Genomic DNA, 17,991 nt, shown 5'->3' with positions numbered 1-17,991 from the left:
GGGGTGGGACGTGCGGCTCCGCCCGGACGCCGCGCAGGGACCGCGGGTCCGGGGTGGGGAGGGAGGAGTGAGGGGGTCGGGGAGGTCCGGTCGGGGAACTCCGTTGTCGGCGGGGCGGGTTGAGGCGGGGCGTGCCTCGCCTAGGGGGCGTCCGGCGCGGTCGGCGCCTTCGGCCCGTCGGGCCCGGCGTCCGTACCGGGCGTGCTGTCGCGGACGACGAGGGACGGCTCCAGCAGGACGCGCTCCGGTGGCGCGTCCGCGTCGGTCATACGGGCCAGCAGCAGCCGTACGCACTCGCGGCCGACCGCTTCCAGGGGCTGGGCGACGGTGGACAGCGCCGGCGAGAGGATCGACGCGGTGGGGGAGTCGTCGAAGCCGACCACGGCGACGTCCCGGCCCGGAACGGCACCGCGCTCCCGCAGTGCGTGATAGCAGCCGAGGGCCAGCATGTCGCTCGCCGCGACCACCGCTGTCGCGCCCGCGTCGAGCAGCGGTTTGACGGCGGTGCGCGCGGCGTCGACGTCGTCCACGCTCTGCGCGCGCCGCCCGCGGGTGGGCAACCCGTGCCGTCGCATGGCCCGTTGCCAGCCCTCGGCACGGTCGTCGCCGACGCCCGAGCCGCGTGGCCAGCCGAGGAACGCGATCCGGCGGTGCCCGAGGGCGGCCAGATGCTCCACCGCGGCGTCCGTGCCCGATGCGCCGTCGACGTCGACCCAGTCGCCGATCTGACGTCCCGACCACATCCGGCCGAACCCCACGAACGGCACGCCCTTCTTGGCGAGCCACGCCTGGCGGGGATCGTGGCGTGCGGTGCCGCTGAGCACGAAGCCGTCCACCTCGTGCTGACCGAGCAGTTCCTCGTACCCCTCCAGCGTCGGTTCGCCGGGCGGACTCGCGAACAGCAGGATCCGGTAGCCCGCCTCGTCGGCGGCCTGGGACAGGGCGTGCAGGAAGCGGTCCATCACCGGGGCCGCGGTGCCGGACGGTGTGGGCTGGATGCCGTAGCCGATCAGTTTGCTGGACCGGGTGCGCAGCGCCTGGGCGGCGCGGCTCGGCCGGTACCCCATCTCGTCGACGGCGCGGCGGACCCGCTCCAGGGTCTCCGGGCGCAGCAGATCGGGGGAGTTGAGCGCGTTGGACACGGTCTGCGGGGAGACGCCCGCCCGGCGGGCGACCATGGCGAGGGTGACCGGGCCCTGCGGGGCCGGGGAGCGCGGGGTGCGGGGCATGGGGTCTCCGACGGTCCGACGATCTGCGACATCTGCGACAGAGAAGGGCTTGAAAGAGCCCGTCTGTCTTCCATTTGAGCGTTCCAAAAGCATTGCCAGCGCTCTGACGACGCCCTTAGTGTTTTTGGAACGATCTAACGCTGAGAGGTTCTTCTCTTTTGGACAGCACTGTCAAGACCCAGGACACCAGCGATCCGGTCACGGCCGCCGCCCACGCCCCCGCGGGACTGCAGCCGTTCCTGCACGACGCGGTGGTCACGCTGCACGCGCCGAGCCTCGTCCTCTCCCGCCCCGACGGGCAGTTCGCGGGCGGCGCGGACGGGTTCTTCCATGGCGACGTCCGGGCTCTGTCCCGGCTCACCGTCACGGTCGACGGCGTCGCGCTCGCACCGGTCTGGGGCGGCCCCAGGGGAGCGGACCGGGCGGACTTCCGGGCGATCCTGCGCGGGCTCGGCGAGACCACGGCGGACCCGGCGGTCGCCCTGCACCGCCGCCGCACGGTCGCACCGGGACGACTGACGGAGGACGTCGAGATAACCAACGCCGGGATCCGCCGTGTCGCCTTCCGCCTGGCGGTCACGGCCGGCACCGACCTGGCGCCCATGGAGAGCGTGAAGACGGGCGACCGTCCGGACCCCCTGCCCGCCCGGTCGGCCGACGGGGCCGCGCTGACGTGGTCCCGCGACGGCGTCACGGTCCGGCTCGCCGCCGATCCGGCTCCGGACGAGGTGGACGTCGCCTCGGGCGGCCTCTCGTACGACGTCGAGCTCGAGCCCGGCGCCGCGTGGACGGCGACGCTGCGCTGCACCGCGGCACACGTGGACGGCGACCAGTTCCCGGCGGCGCCCGCCGACGCCGTACCGTGGCGTACTCCCGAACTGCGGTCCGCGGACCGGCGGTTCGACCAGTGGGTGCGTCAGTCGGTCGCGGACCTGGAGCGGATGCGGCTGACGGACCCGACCTCACGGCAGCGGGCTCCGCAGGGGCGGGCGGACCAGTTCCTGGCGGCCGGCGCCCCCTGGTTCCTCACCCTCTTCGGGCGCGACTCCCTGTGGGCCGCCCGGATGCTGCTCCCCCTCGGCACCGACCTCGCCGCGGGCACCCTGCGCACCCTCGCCCGCCGGCAGGGCGCCGTCGTCGAACCGGCCACGGAGGAAGAGCCCGGCAAGATCCTCCACGAAGTCCGGCGCGCCACCCAGGAGTTCGCGGACACCTTCGCACTGCCGCCGGTCTACTACGGCACGGTCGACGCGACCCCCCTGTGGCTCACCCTCCTCCATGACGCCTGGCGCTGGGGCATGGCCCCGGACGAGGTCGAACGGCTCCTGCCGCATGCCGAGTCGGCGCTCGCCTGGATGCGCGACCACGGTGACGCGGACGGCGACGGCTTCCTCAAGTACGTCGACCGTACGGGCCGGGGCCTGGCGAACCAGGGCTGGAAGGACTCCGGCGACTCAGTCCGCCACCAGGACGGCCGTCTCGCCGAGCCGCCCATCGCGCTGTGCGAGGTGCAGGCGTACGCGTACGAGGCCGCGCGCGGCGGGGCGGCCCTGTTGCGCGCGTTCGGCCGGCCCGGCGCGGACGCCTGGGAGGAGTGGGCCGAGCGGCTCGCCGACCGGTTCCGGGAGCGCTTCTGGGTCGAGGACGCGGACGGTCCGTACCCGGCCCTCGCGCTGGACCGCCGCGGCAGGCCCGTCGACGCGGTGACGTCCGGCTTCGGCCATCTGCTCGGCACGGGCCTGCTGAACCGCGAGGAGAGCGCCCTGCTGGCGGCCAGGCTGACCCGCGCCGACCTCGACTCGGGACATGGCCTGCGCACGCTGAGCAGCGCCGCGGTCGGCTTCAACCCGTACGGCTACCACATCGGCTCGATCTGGCCACATGACACGGCGATCGCCGTGCACGGCCTGGTCAGGGCGGGTTTCGCCGACGCGGCGGCACCGCTGGCCGACGGCCTGCTCACCGCCTCCGCCGCCTTCGACTTCCGCCTGCCCGAACTGTTCGCGGGCCACGGCGGCGCGGCGGGACCGCGCCCCGCGTCGTATCCCGCGTCCTGCCGCCCGCAGGCCTGGGCGGCGGCCGCGTCGGTGCTGGTACTGCGCGCGGCCCTGGGGCTGGACGCGGACGTACCGGGCGGCACGATCACGGTGGCACCCGGATTCGCCCGCGCCTACGGCCCGTTGACCCTGACCGGCCTCGACGTCGCCGGGGGCGCGCTCGGGATCACGCTGGCCGCGGACGGGACGGTGAGCACCACCGCTCCCGGAGGACTGACGGTGGTCACCGTGTCCTGACAGCGCCGGGCGGAGCGTTCTTACCGGGATTTAATAGGACACCTATATAAGCGCGTGATACGAAGGGGGAGTGGATCACCTGCACTCCGGGCCGCCCCCGGAGGACACGGCACGGGCACTCGCCGATATCGGGTCGGCCGTGGTCAGGGCGCTCGCGGGCCGGCAGAGCCTGAGCTTCACCGCCGCCTCGACGCTGGCGCGGCTGGAGCGCGAGGGACCGTCCCGGCTGACCGCTCTGGCCGCCGCCGAGAGTGTCACCCAGCCCTCCATGACCCAGCTCGTGCAGCGGCTGGAAAGCCGGGGACTGGTGGAGCGGATCGGCGACCCGGACGACGGCCGCGTCACCCTGATCGCCGTCACCGGCGCGGGCCGGGACGAACTCGCCGCGCGCCGACGGGCCCGGGACGCACGCCTGGCCGACCTGATGACGACACTCTCCGAGGAGGAGCAGCAGGCGCTGGGCGCCGCCGTGAGGACCGCCCTGCCGCTGGTGCAGCGCATGATCCGGGCCGGAGAGCAGCCACAGCGGACCGGAGACCTGACGACGGGGAGCGCACGATGACCGGCGGCAGCACCACCCACCGGACACCTGAGACCGCCCGTCACCCCGCCCCGGGCCGCCGGATGTGGATCGGCGTGGACCACCCTCGCTACAAGTGGGTCGCGCTGACCAACACCACGCTGGGCATGCTGCTGGCCACCATCAACAGCTCGATCGTTTTGATCTCACTGCCGGGCATCTTCACCGGCATCCGCCTCGACCCGCTCCAGCCCGCCAACGTCAGCTACCTGCTGTGGATGCTGATGGGCTACATGCTCGTCACCGCGGTCCTGGTCGTCGCCCTCGGCCGGCTCGGCGACATGCTGGGACGGGTCCGCATCTACAACGCCGGCTTCCTGATCTTCACGCTGACCTCGGTGATCCTCTCCCTGAACCCCTTCCAGGGCGGGAGCGGTGCGCTCTGGCTGATCGGCTGGCGCATCGCGCAGGCCGTCGGCGGCTCCATGCTGATGGCCAACTCCGCGGCCATCCTGACCGATGCCTTCCCCGCCCGGCAGCGCGGCATGGCGCTGGGCGTGAACATGGTCGCCGGCATCGCGGGGTCGTTCCTCGGCCTGGTCCTGGGCGGCGCGCTGGTGACGTGGAACTGGCGCTCCATCTTCTGGGTCAACGTGCCCATCGGAATCGTCGGCACCCTGTGGGCGTACAAATCGCTGCACGAGTCCGGCGTCCGCAGACCGGGCCGGATGGACTGGTGGGGCAACATCACCTTCGCCGTCGGACTGACCGCACTGCTGGCCGGGATCACCTATGGCATCCAGCCGTACGGCGGTCACACCATGGGCTGGACCAATCCCTGGGTGCTGGCCGGGCTGATCGGCGGCGTCGTGATGCTCGTCGTCTTCTGCCTGGTCGAGATGCGGGTCGCCGAGCCCATGTTCCCGCTGCGCCTGTTCCGCGACGCGGCCTTCGCGGGCGGCAACGCGGCCACCCTGCTCGGCGCCATCGCCCGCGGCGGACTCCAGTTCATGCTGATCATCTGGCTGCAGGGCATCTGGCTGCCCCTGCACGGCTACGACTACGCCGACACCCCGCTGTGGGCCGGCATCTACATGCTGCCCCTGACCGTCGGGTTCCTGGTCGCCGGGCCGGTCTCGGGCGCGCTGTCGGACAAGTTCGGCGCGCGGTTGTTCGCGGCGGCCGGGTTCGTCGTGATGGCCGCCTCGTTCGCCGGGCTGCTCGCCCTGCCCAGCGACTTCGACTACGGGGTCTTCGGTGTGCTGATCTTCCTCAACGGGGTCGGCGGCGGACTGTTCGCCGCCCCGAACACCTCGATCATCATGTCGAGCGTCCCGGCCGACGCCCGCGGCGCCGCCTCCGGCATGCGCGCCACCTTCCAGAACGCCGGCATGGTGCTCTCCCTGGGCGTCTTCTTCTCGCTCATGGTCGCCGGCCTCTCCGGCACCCTGCCGCACACCCTCGCCTCCGGCCTGACCGCCCAGGGAGTCCCGGGGCACGCCGCGCACACCGTCGCCGAACTCCCGCCGGTGGGCGTCCTGTTCGCCGCCTTCCTCGGCTACAACCCCATCCAGCACCTGCTCGGCCCGACGATCCTCGGCCACCTTTCGTCGTCCGCCGCCGCGAACCTGACGGGACGCGAGTTCTTCCCCCACCTGATCGCGCAGCCCTTCCACGACGGCCTGGTCGTGGTGTTCACGCTCGCCATCACGATGTCCCTGGCCGCGGCGGGCGCGTCCCTCATCCGAGGACGCGCGCCGATCACCCTCGCCGCCACACAGTCCGTGAGCGTGCCGCCGGCGGCGACACCGGTCCCGGCGCGCGGAGGCGTGCTGCGCGGGCGGGTGTACGACGGCGCGGGCGCCCCGGTGCCGCACGCCATGCTGACGCTCGTCGGCCGGGACGGCCGCCAGCGGGGCCGGGCCCGTTCGCACGAGGACGGCGCCTATGAGCTGGCCGACGCCGCACCCGGTGCCTACCTGCTGGTCGTCTCGGCCCGGGGCCACCAGCCCCGTGCCGTGGACGTCACCCTGGGCGAGCAACCGGCCCGCCATGACGTGACCCTGACGCCGCACGCCGGTCTGGCGGGTACGGTCCGGCACGCGCTCACGGGACGCCCGCTGCCCGACGCGCGCCTGACCGTCCTGAACGCCGAGGGCGGTGTGGTGGCGACGGCCACCACCACGGCCGACGGCACCTACACCCTCTCCGGCCTCCCACCGGGCACGTACACGCTGGTCGCCGGCGGCTATCCGGCGGTTGCCGCCGGCGTCACTCTGCAGGCCCGGGCCACCGGAAACGTGGATCTGGAACTGGGGCACGACACGCGCTGAGCCCGCACCGTACGGCGGTCATCCGCCGGTGCTCTCCCGCACCACCGGCCGGTGTCCGGCCACATGGTCGCGCAGCGCGCCGTGTCCGGTTCGTCGGCGGTGGTGAGGGCCGGCGGCGGGCATGTCACCGGCCGGTCAGCGGCCGCGCCCGTGGATCTCCAGGTCCGCGGTCACCGGGCGGTGGTCCGACGCGTCCGTCGCCGTTTCGTGGACGCCCGTGACGGTCACGTCCGGCGAGACCGTCACCACGTCGATGCGCTCGGCCGGCTCGATCGCCGGGTACGTCTTGCCGCCGGTCGGTGCCGTGTCGGTCAGCGGGCCCCACAGCTTCGCCAGTTCGGGGGCACCAGGTTCGGCGTTGAAGTCGCCGACGAGGACCTTCGGTCCGTCGTCCTCGGCCAGGATGTCCAGCATGTCGTCGACCTGGGCGCGGCGGACCGAGGGGTCCGGACGGTAGTCCAGGTGGGTGGAGTAGACGTGCACGAAGGTGCCCCGGACGGCGAGGGTCACCTCGGCGAAGCCGGGCGCCGGGGCGGGCACGGGGTTCGGGTCCTGGGTGGACAGCCGGGTGATGTCGTGGTTCTCGGCGGCGACCACCGGATAGCGGCTGAGCACCGCGACGCCGTACTGCCGCCGCTCGGTGTGGTCCGCGGCCGGCGGGAAGTCGTAGATCGGTGCGAAGAAGGCGCGCATGTGCAGGCGTTCGGCCAGCTCGTGCGCCTCGTCGGTGAAGTCGCTGCGGGCGTCCCAGTGCACGTCGACCTCCTGGAGGCCGATCACGTCGGCGTCGAGGCCGCGGATCGCCTCGGCGGTGCGGTCGAGGTCGAAGACGCCGTCCTCACCGGCCCCGGCGTGGATGTTGTACGTGGCGACGCGCAGCGGCACGGCCGGTGCGGCCGGTCCCGCGCTGTCCGCCTCGCTCGCCGACGCGGTGCCCGGGCCGGCCACGCCGAGCGTGACGCCGGCGGCGAGGGCGGTGGCGACGAGTGCGCGGTGAGCGGACTGGCGGATCCATCGGGTCCTGCGGTTCACACAATCCTCCGTGAGCGAACGTGGTGAGGCCCGCGGCCGACGGGACGTGCCGTCGGCCGCGGGCCGGGCTGGGAGGCAGGCGCAGGTGGCCAACCGCCGTCAAGAGTAGACCGGTTGGCGGGGCCGTTGGGTCAGCCGTGGTAGCTGATGTAGCCGTTTCCGTCGCGGTCGTCGCGGGACTTGGTGTAGGCGTGCGTGTCCGCGTGTGCGCCGGTGGGCTTGTAGAGGTAGATCGTGTCCTTGTCGTTGTTCCAGATGAAGTTGCAGTTCTGGCGGTAGACGACGTTCTTGGCGTCGGAGTCGGTCCCGCGCCCGCCGCGCAGCTTCACATAGTCGCCGGGCTCCAGATAGTGGTTGGCGGGGAACTTGAACCGGTTGCCGGTGGCGTCCTTGACGACGTACCCCTTGAGGTTCACCTTCGCGGTGTGCGAGTAGTTCTTGATGGTCAGGTACTCGTCCTTGGTGTTGCCACCGGAGCATTTGTTGGAGTCCTTGCCGGGAGCGTCGTACTGAACGCCCTTGACCTTCAGCGCGGACGAGTACTCGGTCGCCTGCGCGGGCGTCGCGGTCACGACGGCGACGAGGCCGGCGGTGACGGCGACGGGCAGGGCGGTGCGTATGCGCATGAGGAATCCCCCCTCAGTGGTGCGGATGGAGCGCCGTGAGCATACAAGGCGAGTGAGGGAGATGTGACGGATTGGTGGATGAAGTGTGAATGCGCACGTGCGCGTCCTGCGTTGCCCGGGTCGCTACGGCGGTGTCGCCCGCAGCGCCCGCAGTACCGCCCACACGACCGAGACGAACGGCACCGCCACGACCGCTCCGATCACCCCGGCGACGATGCTGCCCGCGATGACGGACACGGCGACGACCAGCGGGTGGAGGCGGACCGCCCAGCTCATCACCAGCGGGTGCAGGACGTGCCCCTCCAGCTGCCCGATGACGACGATGAGCACCAGCACGGCCGCCGCCGTGAGCGGACCGCGCCCCGCGAGCGCGACCACCGTGGCCACGCCCAGCGCGACGGGGGAGCCGACCAGCGGGACGAACGCGGCGAAGAACTCCAGCAGCGTCAGCGGCAGCGCGAGCGGCACCTGGAGCACGAACAGGGCGACGCCGACCAGCGCGGCGTTGGTGGCGGCCACGATGATGATCCCGCGCGTGTACCCGGCGAACGCCCGCCAGGCCGCCCGCCCCGCCAGGTCCCAGCTCGCACGGGCGCCGCTCGGCAGCAACTGCTCGCGCGCCCAGCCCCACAGCCGCTCGCCGGAGTGGATGAAGAAGACGGACGCGAAGAGCGCGAGGGCGCCGCCGGTCACCACCTCGACGACTCGGCCGAGTGTGCTGACGGCGCTGCTGAGCAGGTTCGCCCGGTGCGTGTCGAGGTAGTGCACCACCTGACGCTGGAAGTCGCTGAGCGTGCCCGGACTGAGCCGGAAGGGCGGCCGCCGGAGCCACTCCTCGATCCGGTGGATGCCGCCCCGGAACTCGCCCGTCAGCTTCGTCCACTCGCCCGCCACCGCGTTGCCGACCAGTGCCAGCAGGGCGAGCAGGATCAGCAGACTGCCGATGAGCGCGACCGCGACACTCAGCCGTCTGGGCAGGACCCGGTTGAGCAGATCGGCGAGCGGACGCAGCACCGCCGTGATGACGAGGGCGAGGAACAGGGCGACGGCGACGAGCTGGAAGCGGCCGAGGACGGTGAAGACGCCGTACACGACGACGCCGACGAGGATGAGCCGCCAGGAGTACGCGGCGGCGACCCGCAGCCACGGCACGGTCCGCTCGGCGACGGAGGCCGCGGACCGCGCGGCACCGGAACGGCCGCGAGGCGTGAGGCGCCCGGCCCGCCCCGGCCTGCGGCCCGCCACCGGGCCACCGGCCCGGTCCCGCCCGGCACCCCGACCGCCTGCGTCACCCACCGCGCCCCACGCCTCCGCCCGCTGCCTGACCCACCGTCATCTCAAGGGGCACGGTAAGCACAAATGGGGCGGGCGACGATCGCAACGCGCCCGGCGGCACCAGCGGGGGTCACCGAGTGGAACAGGTCCCGGTCGGCGATCGGGTTCGCTCTTGCGGGCCGGCCGCAGCAGCCGGGTTGCGGCGTGAGGTCACGGTTCGAAACGGTAGCCCATGCCGGGCTCGGTGAGCAGGTGGCGGGGGCTGGCCGGATCGGGCTCCAACTTCCGCCGCAGGCTCGCGAAGTAGATGCGCAGGTAGTTCGTCTTGTTCTCGTGTTCGGGCCCCCAGACCTGCCGCAGGATCTGTCGGCTGGTCACCAGCCTGCCCGGGGGGTGGCGGAGCAGGATGTGGAGGATGCTCCATTCGGTCGGGGTGAGCCGCAGTTGAGCTCCGTCGCCGTCCGCGCGGTGCACGGTGGAGCTCGTGAGGTCGATCGTCCACTCGCCGATGTGCGCGATCAGGTGGGAGGGCTCCTGCGTGGACGGCCGGCGCAGCACCGCCCGCAAGCGGGCGAGGAGTTCGTTCATCACGAAGGGCTTGGTGACGTAGTCGTCGGCTCCCGCGTCGAGGGTGGCCACCTTTTCGTCGGCGTCGGACCGCCCGGACAGGACGATGACCGGCATCTGGCTCCAGGCGCGCAGGGCCTGGAGCACCTGGTGGCCGTCGATCTGCGGCAGCCCGAGGTCGAGGATGACGGCGTCGGGCGGGTTGCTGATGGCGTCCACGAGTGCCTGAGGGCCGTCGGCTGCGGTGTCCACTGTGTAGCGGTGGGCCTGGAGGTGGATCTGCAGGACCTTGAGCATGTGTGGTTCGTCGTCGACGACCAGGATGTGGGTCACGGCGGTGCCTTTTCGTCTGTGGGCTCCCTCAAGGGGCCCAGCGCGGGTTCCCGTTTCAGTGACGGCGGGCCGGGAAAGGACCGTCGCCGGTCCATCGCCGCAGATGCCCCCACGGGTGCGGCCTCGGCGGGGCTGCGGGAGAGGGCGAGGCCGCGGCCACCCCTGGGGTGTCCCGGCCGCCCGGCCGTGGGAAGGGGCGGCAGCGCCCGGACGGCTGTCGGTGCCCCCGCCGGAGGGCCACCCCGGTGTGCGACCTGATCGGCCGCGCTGTCGCGCGGGTGTGCCGTGGTGCGGTGGAGGTGTCAGCCGGCTGTGGGGGACGCTTCGACGGTGAGCCGGTAGCCGACGGAGGGGTCGTTCTGCAGGAACCGACCGGCTTCGTCGTGCAGCTTCTTGCGGATGCGGTAGGCGTAGACCTTCAGGTAGTGCTGTTCGCCGGCGTAGGCGGGGCCCCAGACGTTCTCCAGGATCATGCGCCGGGTGCAGACCTTGCCGACGTGCCGGGCGAGGTAGGCGAGGACGTCGAATTCCTTGGGCGTGAGATCGAGCGGTTGGTCGTGGTAGGTGGCCTGGTAGTGGACCAGGTCGAGGATGAGCGGACCGGCGGTGAGCTCGGTCTGGTGGTCGGTATTGGCGTCGGCGGCGTGGTGGCGCAACGCGACGCGGAGTCGGGCGTCGAGTTCACGCATGCCGAAGGGCTTGGTCATGTAGTCGTCCGCACCGTTGTCGAGGGCGTCGACTTTGCGGTCTTCGGAGCTGTCGGCGGACAGGATGATGATGGGCCGGTCGGTCCAGGTGCGGACGCGGGTGCACACGTCGAGTCCGTCGAGGTCGGGCAGTCCGAGGTCGAGCACGATGACGTCGGGGGCGTGGACGGCGGCGTCGGCGAGGGCGTCCTGGCCGGTTTCGGCGGTACGGACCTGGTGGCCCAGGGCTTCGAGGCCGACTCGGCAGGCGGCGAGCAGCGCGATGTCGTCATCGACGATGAGGACGGTGGCCACGGTGTGTTCTCCTCGGACAGGCCGGCCGCGGCCGGCAGGGTGAAGGCGAAGCGGGCACCGCCACCGGGGTTCTGGTCGGTCCAGATGCGTTGGTGGTGGGCTTCGATGAAGATCCTGGCGATGGCCAGTCCGAGTCCGGTCCCGGTGTCGTTCTCGCGGCGGAAGAAGAAGCCGAAGACCTCGTCCCGCAGGCTCGGCGGGATGCCGGGGCCCTGATCGGCGACGAAGACGGTCACCGTGGCCGGATTGTCCTGGTGTGCACGGATGGTGATGGGTGTGCCGGGTGGGGCGTAGCGGGCGGCGTTGTCGAGCAGGTTGGTGAGCACCCGGCCGATGAGGACGGTGTCGATGTCGAGGAGCGGCAGGTCGGCGTCGATGTCGGTGATGATCTGCCGAGGCGGAGGGCCGGGCAGGTCCCGCATGACGGTGGCGATCAGATCGCTCGCGGTGGTCAGGCTGGTGCGCGGTCGCAGGACACCGGCTTGGACCCGGCTCATGTCGAGAAGGTTGGTGACCAGGGCCGCGAGCCGGTCGGTCTGGGTGTCGATCAGCCGGGCCAGCTCTCCCCGGGCGGTGTCGGTCAGGGCGGGGGCGAGGTCGGTGTCGGCGAGCACGGAGGAGGACGCCTTGATCGAGGCCAGCGGGCTGCGCAAGTCGTGCGAGACAGCGGCGACCAGGGTGCGGGCGAGCTGCTCGACCTCGTGGGTCAGCTGTGCGCGCAGCGCCTCCTCCCGCAGCTGGGCCCGTTCGACGGCGAGAGCGATCTGGTTGGCGAAGAGCAGCAGCGGCTCGCGTTGCTGGTCGGTGATCGTGACGCCGGTGATCGCCAGCATGCCGATGGGACGTCCGGCGGCCACGAGTGCCAGCTGCACCGGCTCGCCCTTGCGCCCCTGGCCGGTCGGTGCGGCCAGCAGGTCGAGGTTGGTGACCTGGCCGGGCTTGGGATGAAGCCGCTGGAGCTCGATCGGGTCGAGGTCCTCGCCGGCGGTGGCGGCCACGCGGAGCTCATCGCCGACGGGAAGCAGCAGCGCGACGTGGCCGGCGTCGAGGACATCGGCCAGGGCGTTCACGATGACGCGGAGCAGCTCGGGCAGTGGCCGGTCCTGGACGAGCTGGGTGGACAGGTCGAACAGTCGCCGCACCAGCAGTCCGCGTTGCCGGGCTGCCGCTCTGGCCGCGTTCATGCCGGCCGCCACCCGGGCGACGAGCAGCATGACGACCACGTAGATGCCCAGCGCCGTCCAGTTCTCCCTCGCGCCGACGTCCAGGGTCAGATAGGGCGGAATGAAGAAGAAGTCGTACACCAGGAAGCCGCAGGCGGTGCTGAGCACACCCGCGAAGAAACCGCCTGTGGTGACGCCGACGACGACCGGCACGACCAGCACCAGCGCCGTGGTCGCGATGCTCAGGTGCGGTCGCAACGGCAGCATCGCGAGGGTGAGCACGGCCATGCAGGCCAGGGCGGTCAGCGACCCGGCCGGCTTGTGGCGCGCGGTCTCGGTCGTGAGGGCTCCTCTCGTGTGCTGGATACGTCGGCCGGTCATCGACATTTTTTCCACCGGCCATCCTGCCACCAGATCGTTGCCGCTGATTCGCCCTGGTCAGACGCGGACGTCGGCGCGGCACTCCCCTCCGGCCACGCCTGACCGGGGTGCGGGCCGCCGGCCGCCGAGATCGTGGGGCGGGCGATGCCCCGGTCGCCGGTGATGGCCTCGACGACATCGGCCAGGCCTTCGACGTGCCGGGTGTGGAGTGTGCCGATCAAGCTGAACTCGGCGTCGAGCAGTTCGAGGATGCCCTGCCACACCGGCTCCGGCCTGCGGGCGAGGATCGCGCCGAGGTCCATCTCGGCGAAGCGGGCGGCCTGGCGGTGGACGATCGCCTTCGGCGGGACCACCGCCAGGCCGCCCAGTTTCGCCGGCGTGGCCGGGCGGCCGTGGGTCTCCACGCTCCCGGCCACGACGTCACATCCGCGGGCAGCCCGGCGGGCGGCTTCGTCGAGCATCGCGCAGGTCTTGCCGACCCGGGACGCCATGCCCAGGTGGACGCGGAACCGTCCCGCTGCGGCGACCGGCACATCACTGCCTCGCTGCGGCGTCGACGCTTCAGCCAGGTGGGACATGTGGTCTCCGGACGGTGCGGCCCGTTGCGGGCTGTCTGCGGACATGGGCATTCGACCTACTGCAGCCCGGCCAGCGCCTCGTTGAGTTCGAGGACGTTGACGTGGGACGCGCCGAGGAAGCCCCACTGGGGCCCGCGCACATGGGCGGCGACCAGTGCGTGCACCCGGTCGTCGGTCAGGTGGCGGGCCGCGGCTACCGTGTCGACCTGGGCGTAGGCGGCCTCGGGACTGATGTCGGGGTCGACCCCGCTGCCGGAGGCGGCGACCAGGTGAGGAGTGGGCGTGACGCCCTGCTTCTCCAGGGCGGCGGCCCGCTTCTTGTAGGTGTCGACCAGTTCCTTCGAGCGGGGACCGAGGTTGGATCCTCCGGTCGCGGTCGGGTCGTCACCATCTGGGCGGCCCTGGAACCACTGAGCGCCCTTCCATTGCTGCCCGACCAGGGTCGATCCGTTCTTGCCGACCGAGCCGTTGGCCTGGTCGTGGAACAGTGCCTGTCCGATACCGGTCGTGGCCAGCGGATAGGCCAGTCCGAGCAGGACGAAGAAGATGGCCGAGACGATCAGGCCCCGCCGCAAGTTCACCCACAGCATGACAACTCCATGACGAATCCCATCCGGCGCCGCGGTGTGCGCGACTCAGGCAGTGCAGTTCTTGAGGTGCGGTTGTTGGTAGGCATGCGGATCTCAGTAGGCATGCAGGGCGGTCAGGATCAGGTCGATGAGCTTGATCCCGATGAACGGGACGATCAGCCCGCCGACGCCGTAGATCAGTACGTTGCGGCGAAGGATCGCTGTCGCGCCGGTCGCCCGGAACCGCACGCCGCGCAGGGCCAGCGGGATCAGCGCGACGATCACCAGCGCATTGAAGATGACTGCGGACAGCACCGCCGAGGTCGGGCTGTGCAGGCCCATGATGTTGTACGCGTGCAGTTGCGGGAACGTCGTGAGGAACAGCGCCGGGATGATCGCGAAGTACTTGGCGATGTCGTTGGCGATGGAGAACGTCGTCAGGGCACCGCGGGTGATCAGCAGCTGCTTGCCGATCTCGACGATCTCGATGAGCTTGGTCGGGTTGGAGTCGAGGTCGACCATGTTGCCCGCCTCTTTCGCGGCGGTGGTGCCCGTGTTCATCGCCACGCCGACGTCGGCCTGCGCGAGGGCGGGGGCGTCGTTGGTGCCGTCGCCGGTCATCGCGACCAGCTTCCCGCCTTCCTGCTCGGCCTTTATCAGCTGCATCTTCCTGTCCGGGGTCGCCTCGGCCAGGTAGTCGTCCACGCCCGCCTCCTGGGCGATCGCGGCTGCGGTGAGCGGGTTGTCACCGGTGATCATCACGGTGCGGATACCGATGGCGCGCAACTCGGCGAACCGCTCGGCGATGCCCTGTTTGACCACGTCCTTGAGTTCGATCACGCCGAGCACCTTGGGGCCGTCGGCGACCACCAGGGGGGTGGCGCCGGCCTTGGCGACCCGCTCGACGATCGGGTCCAGCTCCGGCGGCAGGGTTCCGCCCTGCTCGCCGACCCAGCGCTTGACGGCGTCCGCGGCGCCCTTGCGGATGCACCGGTCAGCGATGTCCAGCCCGGACATCCGGGTGGTCGCGGTGAACGGGACGAACGTGTGGGACGGGCCCAGGTCACGCTCGCGCAGGCCGCAGCGTTCCTTCGCGAGGACGACGATGGATCGTCCTTCCGGGGTCTCGTCGGCCAGCGACGCCAGCTGCGCCGCCTCGGCCAGGTCTGCCTCGTCGTGGTCGCCGACCGGGTGGAACGCGGACGCCATCCGGTTGCCGAGGGTGATGGTGCCGGTCTTGTCCAGCAGCAGCGTCTGCACGTCACCGGCGGCCTCGACGGCGCGGCCGCTCATCGCGAGCACGTTGCGCTGTACCAGCCGGTCCATGCCGGCGATGCCGATCGCGGACAGCAGCGCACCGATCGTGGTCGGGATCAGGCAGACCAGCAGCGCGATGAGGATGACCACCGACACCTGTGTGCCGAAAAAGCTGGCCATCGGCTGCAGTGTCACCACGACCGGGATGAAGATGATCGTGAGTGCGGCGAGCAGGATCGCCAGCGCGATCTCGTTCGGGGTCTTCTGCCGCTTGGCCCCCTCGACCAGGCGGATCATCCGGTCCAGGAACGTCTGTCCCGGCTCGGCGGTGATGCGCACGACGATCCGGTCCGAGAGCACCCGCGTTCCACCGGTGACCGCGGAGCGGTCGCCGCCGGACTCGCGGATCGTCGGGGCGGACTCGCCGGTGATCGCCGACTCGTCGACCGACGCCGCGCCCTCGATGATCTCGCCGTCGGAGGGGATGACGTCCCCGGCCTGGCACACCACGACATCACCCGTGGTCAGGTCCCCCGCCGCCACGCGCTCCTCGGTGCCGTCGGCCGCCAGTCGGCGGGCGTCGGTCTCGGTGCGAGTGCGGCGCAGGGTGTCGGCCTGCGCCTTGCCGCGGCCCTCGGCCATCGCCTCGGCAAAGTTGGCGAACAGCACGGTCAGCGCCAGCCATACGGTCACCAGCCAAGTGAACACGCTGGGGTGCGCGACCGATTCGATCAGGGTGACCACGGTGCCGATCAGCACCACGAACATGACCGGGTTCTTGATCTGCACGCGTGGGTCGAGCTTGCGGACCGAGTCCGCCGCGGCCTGCCGCAGGATCTGTCGGTCGAACAGACTGCGCCGGTTCACCACGCCGCGCGGCCCGTCGGGTGCACCTGGCCCCGCGGCCGACTTGTCAAGGACTTGAACGTCCTGCATCACAGCATTCCTTTCCACACGCGCAATGACCGCGGTGACAGGGGGTTTACGCATTCAGCACGCACCGGATTCACACGCCTCAGAAGAATCCGTGGCTGACCTGCTCGACCAGCGGCCCGAGGGCCAGGGCCGGGAGGAACGTCAGCGCGCCCACGATGAGGACCACACCGGTGAGCAGGCCCACGAACATCGGCTTGTCGGTGCGGAAGGTTCCGAGCCCCGCGGCGACGGGCTTCTTCGCGGCCAGGCTGCCGGCCAGCGCCAGCACCGGGATGATCATCCCGAACCTGCCCAGCAGCAGCCCGATGGTGCCGGTGATGTTGTAGAAGGGGGTGTTCGCGCTGAGTCCGCCGAACCCGGAACCGTTGTTGTTGGTCTGAGACGTGTAGGCGTAGAGGATCTCGGAGAACCCGTGCGGCCCGGCATTGAGCGGCCCGGCCCGTCCGACGCCGATGGCGGCCGCGATCGCGGTCAGCACCAGCACCGTGATCGGCATGACCAGCACACCGAGGGCGGCGAGTTTCACTTCCTTCCCCTGGATCTTCTTGCCCAGGTACTCCGGTGTTCGCCCGACCATCAGGCCGCCGATGAACACCGTGATCACCGCGAACAGCAAAATGCCGTACAGGCCGGTCCCCACACCGCCGGGGCTGACCTCGCCGAGCATCATGCCGGTGAGCATCGCGAACCCGCCGATCGGCGTGTACGAGTCCGCCGCCGAGTCCACCGATCCCGTGGAGGTCTGCGTCGAGGTCACGTTGTAGAGCGACGAGGACAGCGCCCCGAACCGGGTCTCCTTGCCCTCCATGTTTCCGATACCGGCGTCACTGAGACCGGCAGCGGCCATCGCCGGGCTGCCCTGGTGCTCGGCCACCGCGGCCATCGTCAGCCAGCCGGCGAACAGCACCGTCATGACGGCGAGGATCGCCAGGCCCTGGCGGGTGCTGAACACCATCTTTCCGAACACGTAGGTGAACGCGACCGGGATACACAGGATCAGCAGCACCGACAGCAGGTTCGTCAGACCGGTCGGGTTCTCCAGCGGATTGGCACCGTTGGCGTTGAAGAAGCCGCCGCCGTTCGTGCCGAGTTGCTTGATGACCTCCTGCGAGGCCATCGGTCCGCGGCCCAGCACCTGGCTGACACCGTTCAGTTCGTTGTGGATCGGCGCCGCGCCGGCCAGCGTCTCCACCGCGCCCTGCCCGATGAACACGATCGCCGCCACGAACGCGATCGGCAGGAGCACGTAGATCGTGCCGCGGACGAAGTCGACCCAGAAGTTGCCGATCGTCGGGGATCCCTTGCGGGTGAACCCGCGTACCAGGGCGATCGCGACCGCCATTCCGACCGCGGCGGACAGGAAGTTCTGTACCGCGAGTGAACCCATCTGCGACAGATGGGACATGGTCGTTTCACCCGAGTACGACTGCCAGTTCGTGTTGGTCACGAACGACACCGACGTGTTCCACGCCGTGTCCGCCCGTACCGCACCGAAGTGCTGCGGGTTGAACGGCAACGACCCCTGAAGCCGGAAGATGCCGTAGGTGACCAGCAGCGCCACGGCGGTGAAGCCGACCACCGACGCGGCGTACCGCTGCCACGTCTGCTCCGACTCCGGTGACACCCGCAGCGCACGGTAGATCGGCCGCTCCAGCCACGTCAGCCAGCGCGAGCGGCCCTCATAGACCGCGACCATGTACGAGCCCAGGAACCGCCAACACAGCCCCAGGACCACGACCATCACGACGATGGTCCACGCGAACGCCATCAGAATCGCTCCGCCTTGAACAGCGCCACGCCCAAATAGATGAACATGACGAACGACAACACCAACAGCAGGACGTCAGTCGCGCTCACACTCGCTCCAAGCACCAGATCAGGCCGAGCATTGCGGCCA

General features: G+C 71.0%; 14 protein-coding genes and 1 pseudogene. 3 read left to right on the top strand and 12 right to left on the bottom strand.

The genetic code is table 11. From position 1 onward, the window contains the following. Positions 1 to 140: 140 nt before the first annotated feature. A complete protein-coding gene (locus IEZ19_RS00895; protein ID WP_189308999.1) occupies positions 141 to 1,229 on the bottom strand; it encodes a LacI family DNA-binding transcriptional regulator in 1,089 nt (362 codons plus the stop codon). A 158-nt stretch (positions 1,230 to 1,387) separates the two neighbouring features. On the opposite strand from IEZ19_RS00895, the gene IEZ19_RS00890 reads away from it, so the two are divergent. From IEZ19_RS00890 to IEZ19_RS00880, 3 genes are all read left to right on the top strand, one after another. Further along, positions 1,388 to 3,523: an amylo-alpha-1,6-glucosidase gene (locus IEZ19_RS00890; protein WP_189308998.1), complete on the top strand. Its 2,136-nt coding sequence runs from the start codon at positions 1,388 to 1,390 to the stop codon at positions 3,521 to 3,523. Between the two features lie 70 nt (positions 3,524 to 3,593). After that, complete coding sequence (locus tag IEZ19_RS00885) at positions 3,594 to 4,085, top strand: MarR family winged helix-turn-helix transcriptional regulator (protein WP_189308997.1); 492 nt, start codon at positions 3,594 to 3,596, stop codon at positions 4,083 to 4,085. Continuing rightward, the gene (locus IEZ19_RS00880; protein ID WP_189308996.1) at positions 4,082 to 6,376 is read left to right on the top strand and encodes an MFS transporter; all 2,295 of its coding nucleotides are present in this window, start codon (positions 4,082 to 4,084) and stop codon (positions 6,374 to 6,376) included. Before IEZ19_RS00885 ends, IEZ19_RS00880 begins: the two co-directional genes overlap by 4 nt. A gap of 135 nt (positions 6,377 to 6,511) precedes the next feature. On the opposite strand, the gene IEZ19_RS00875 is transcribed toward IEZ19_RS00880, so the two are convergent. The 11 genes and pseudogenes from IEZ19_RS00875 to IEZ19_RS00820 all read right to left on the bottom strand — a co-directional run bounded on the left by IEZ19_RS00875 (position 6,512) and on the right by IEZ19_RS00820 (position 17,951). Next, entirely contained in the window at positions 6,512 to 7,408 is an 897-nt protein-coding gene (locus IEZ19_RS00875) for an endonuclease/exonuclease/phosphatase family protein (RefSeq protein ID WP_229839842.1), read from the bottom strand. Positions 7,409 to 7,539: 131 nt separating this feature from the next. Next, positions 7,540 to 8,034: a lamin tail domain-containing protein gene (locus IEZ19_RS00870; RefSeq protein ID WP_189308995.1), complete on the bottom strand. Its 495-nt coding sequence runs from the start codon at positions 8,032 to 8,034 to the stop codon at positions 7,540 to 7,542. Between the two features lie 123 nt (positions 8,035 to 8,157). After that, a complete protein-coding gene (locus IEZ19_RS00865; protein WP_189308994.1) occupies positions 8,158 to 9,330 on the bottom strand; it encodes an AI-2E family transporter in 1,173 nt (390 codons plus the stop codon). A gap of 189 nt (positions 9,331 to 9,519) precedes the next feature. Next, positions 9,520 to 10,209: a response regulator gene (locus IEZ19_RS00860; RefSeq protein ID WP_189308993.1), complete on the bottom strand. Its 690-nt coding sequence runs from the start codon at positions 10,207 to 10,209 to the stop codon at positions 9,520 to 9,522. A gap of 302 nt (positions 10,210 to 10,511) precedes the next feature. Next, entirely contained in the window at positions 10,512 to 11,210 is a 699-nt protein-coding gene (locus IEZ19_RS54355; protein ID WP_189308992.1) for a response regulator transcription factor, read from the bottom strand. Positions 11,211 to 11,248: 38 nt separating this feature from the next. Continuing rightward, positions 11,249 to 12,754: pseudogene (locus IEZ19_RS50270) on the bottom strand (ATP-binding protein); the annotation flags it as partial. Beyond that, positions 12,751 to 13,332 carry a hypothetical protein gene (locus tag IEZ19_RS00840; protein ID WP_189308991.1) on the bottom strand — a complete coding sequence of 194 codons (582 nt, stop codon included), beginning with the start codon at positions 13,330 to 13,332 and terminating at the stop codon, positions 12,751 to 12,753. The pseudogene IEZ19_RS50270 and the gene IEZ19_RS00840, both read right to left, overlap by 4 nt. Positions 13,333 to 13,388: 56 nt before the next feature. After that, positions 13,389 to 13,922: a potassium-transporting ATPase subunit C gene (locus IEZ19_RS00835; RefSeq protein ID WP_189308990.1), complete on the bottom strand. Its 534-nt coding sequence runs from the start codon at positions 13,920 to 13,922 to the stop codon at positions 13,389 to 13,391. A 93-nt stretch (positions 13,923 to 14,015) separates the two neighbouring features. After that, positions 14,016 to 16,094, bottom strand: a complete 2,079-nt coding sequence (gene kdpB, locus IEZ19_RS00830) for a potassium-transporting ATPase subunit KdpB (RefSeq protein WP_189308989.1) — start codon at positions 16,092 to 16,094, stop codon at positions 14,016 to 14,018. A 79-nt stretch (positions 16,095 to 16,173) separates the two neighbouring features. Then, positions 16,174 to 17,862: a potassium-transporting ATPase subunit KdpA gene (kdpA, locus tag IEZ19_RS00825; RefSeq protein WP_189308988.1), complete on the bottom strand. Its 1,689-nt coding sequence runs from the start codon at positions 17,860 to 17,862 to the stop codon at positions 16,174 to 16,176. Further along, positions 17,862 to 17,951 (bottom strand): potassium-transporting ATPase subunit F, encoded by a 90-nt coding sequence (locus IEZ19_RS00820; protein WP_189308987.1) that lies wholly within the window; start codon positions 17,949 to 17,951, stop codon positions 17,862 to 17,864. The genes kdpA and IEZ19_RS00820 overlap by 1 nt, the downstream gene beginning before the upstream one ends. Positions 17,952 to 17,991 lie beyond the last annotated feature (40 nt).

The organism is Streptomyces brasiliensis (assembly GCF_014647875.1).
In the GTDB taxonomy this organism is placed as follows: Bacteria; Actinomycetota; Actinomycetes; order Streptomycetales; family Streptomycetaceae; genus Streptomyces; species Streptomyces brasiliensis.
This window is presented reverse-complemented; position numbering and strand designations above follow the sequence as displayed.

What these genes read in the sequence shown, in the direction of transcription:
- IEZ19_RS00880 (WP_189308996.1), top strand. Translation starts at nt 4,082, where the DNA reads ATGACCGGCGGCAGCACCACCCACCGGACACCTGAGACCGCCCGTCAC.
- kdpA (WP_189308988.1), bottom strand. Translation starts at nt 17,862, where the DNA reads ATGGCGTTCGCGTGGACCATCGTCGTGATGGTCGTGGTCCTGGGGCTG.
- IEZ19_RS00840 (WP_189308991.1), bottom strand. Translation starts at nt 13,332, where the DNA reads ATGTCCCACCTGGCTGAAGCGTCGACGCCGCAGCGAGGCAGTGATGTG.
- IEZ19_RS00870 (WP_189308995.1), bottom strand. Translation starts at nt 8,034, where the DNA reads ATGCGCATACGCACCGCCCTGCCCGTCGCCGTCACCGCCGGCCTCGTC.
- IEZ19_RS00895 (WP_189308999.1), bottom strand. Translation starts at nt 1,229, where the DNA reads ATGCCCCGCACCCCGCGCTCCCCGGCCCCGCAGGGCCCGGTCACCCTC.
- IEZ19_RS00835 (WP_189308990.1), bottom strand. Translation starts at nt 13,922, where the DNA reads ATGCTGTGGGTGAACTTGCGGCGGGGCCTGATCGTCTCGGCCATCTTC.
- kdpB (WP_189308989.1), bottom strand. Translation starts at nt 16,094, where the DNA reads ATGCAGGACGTTCAAGTCCTTGACAAGTCGGCCGCGGGGCCAGGTGCA.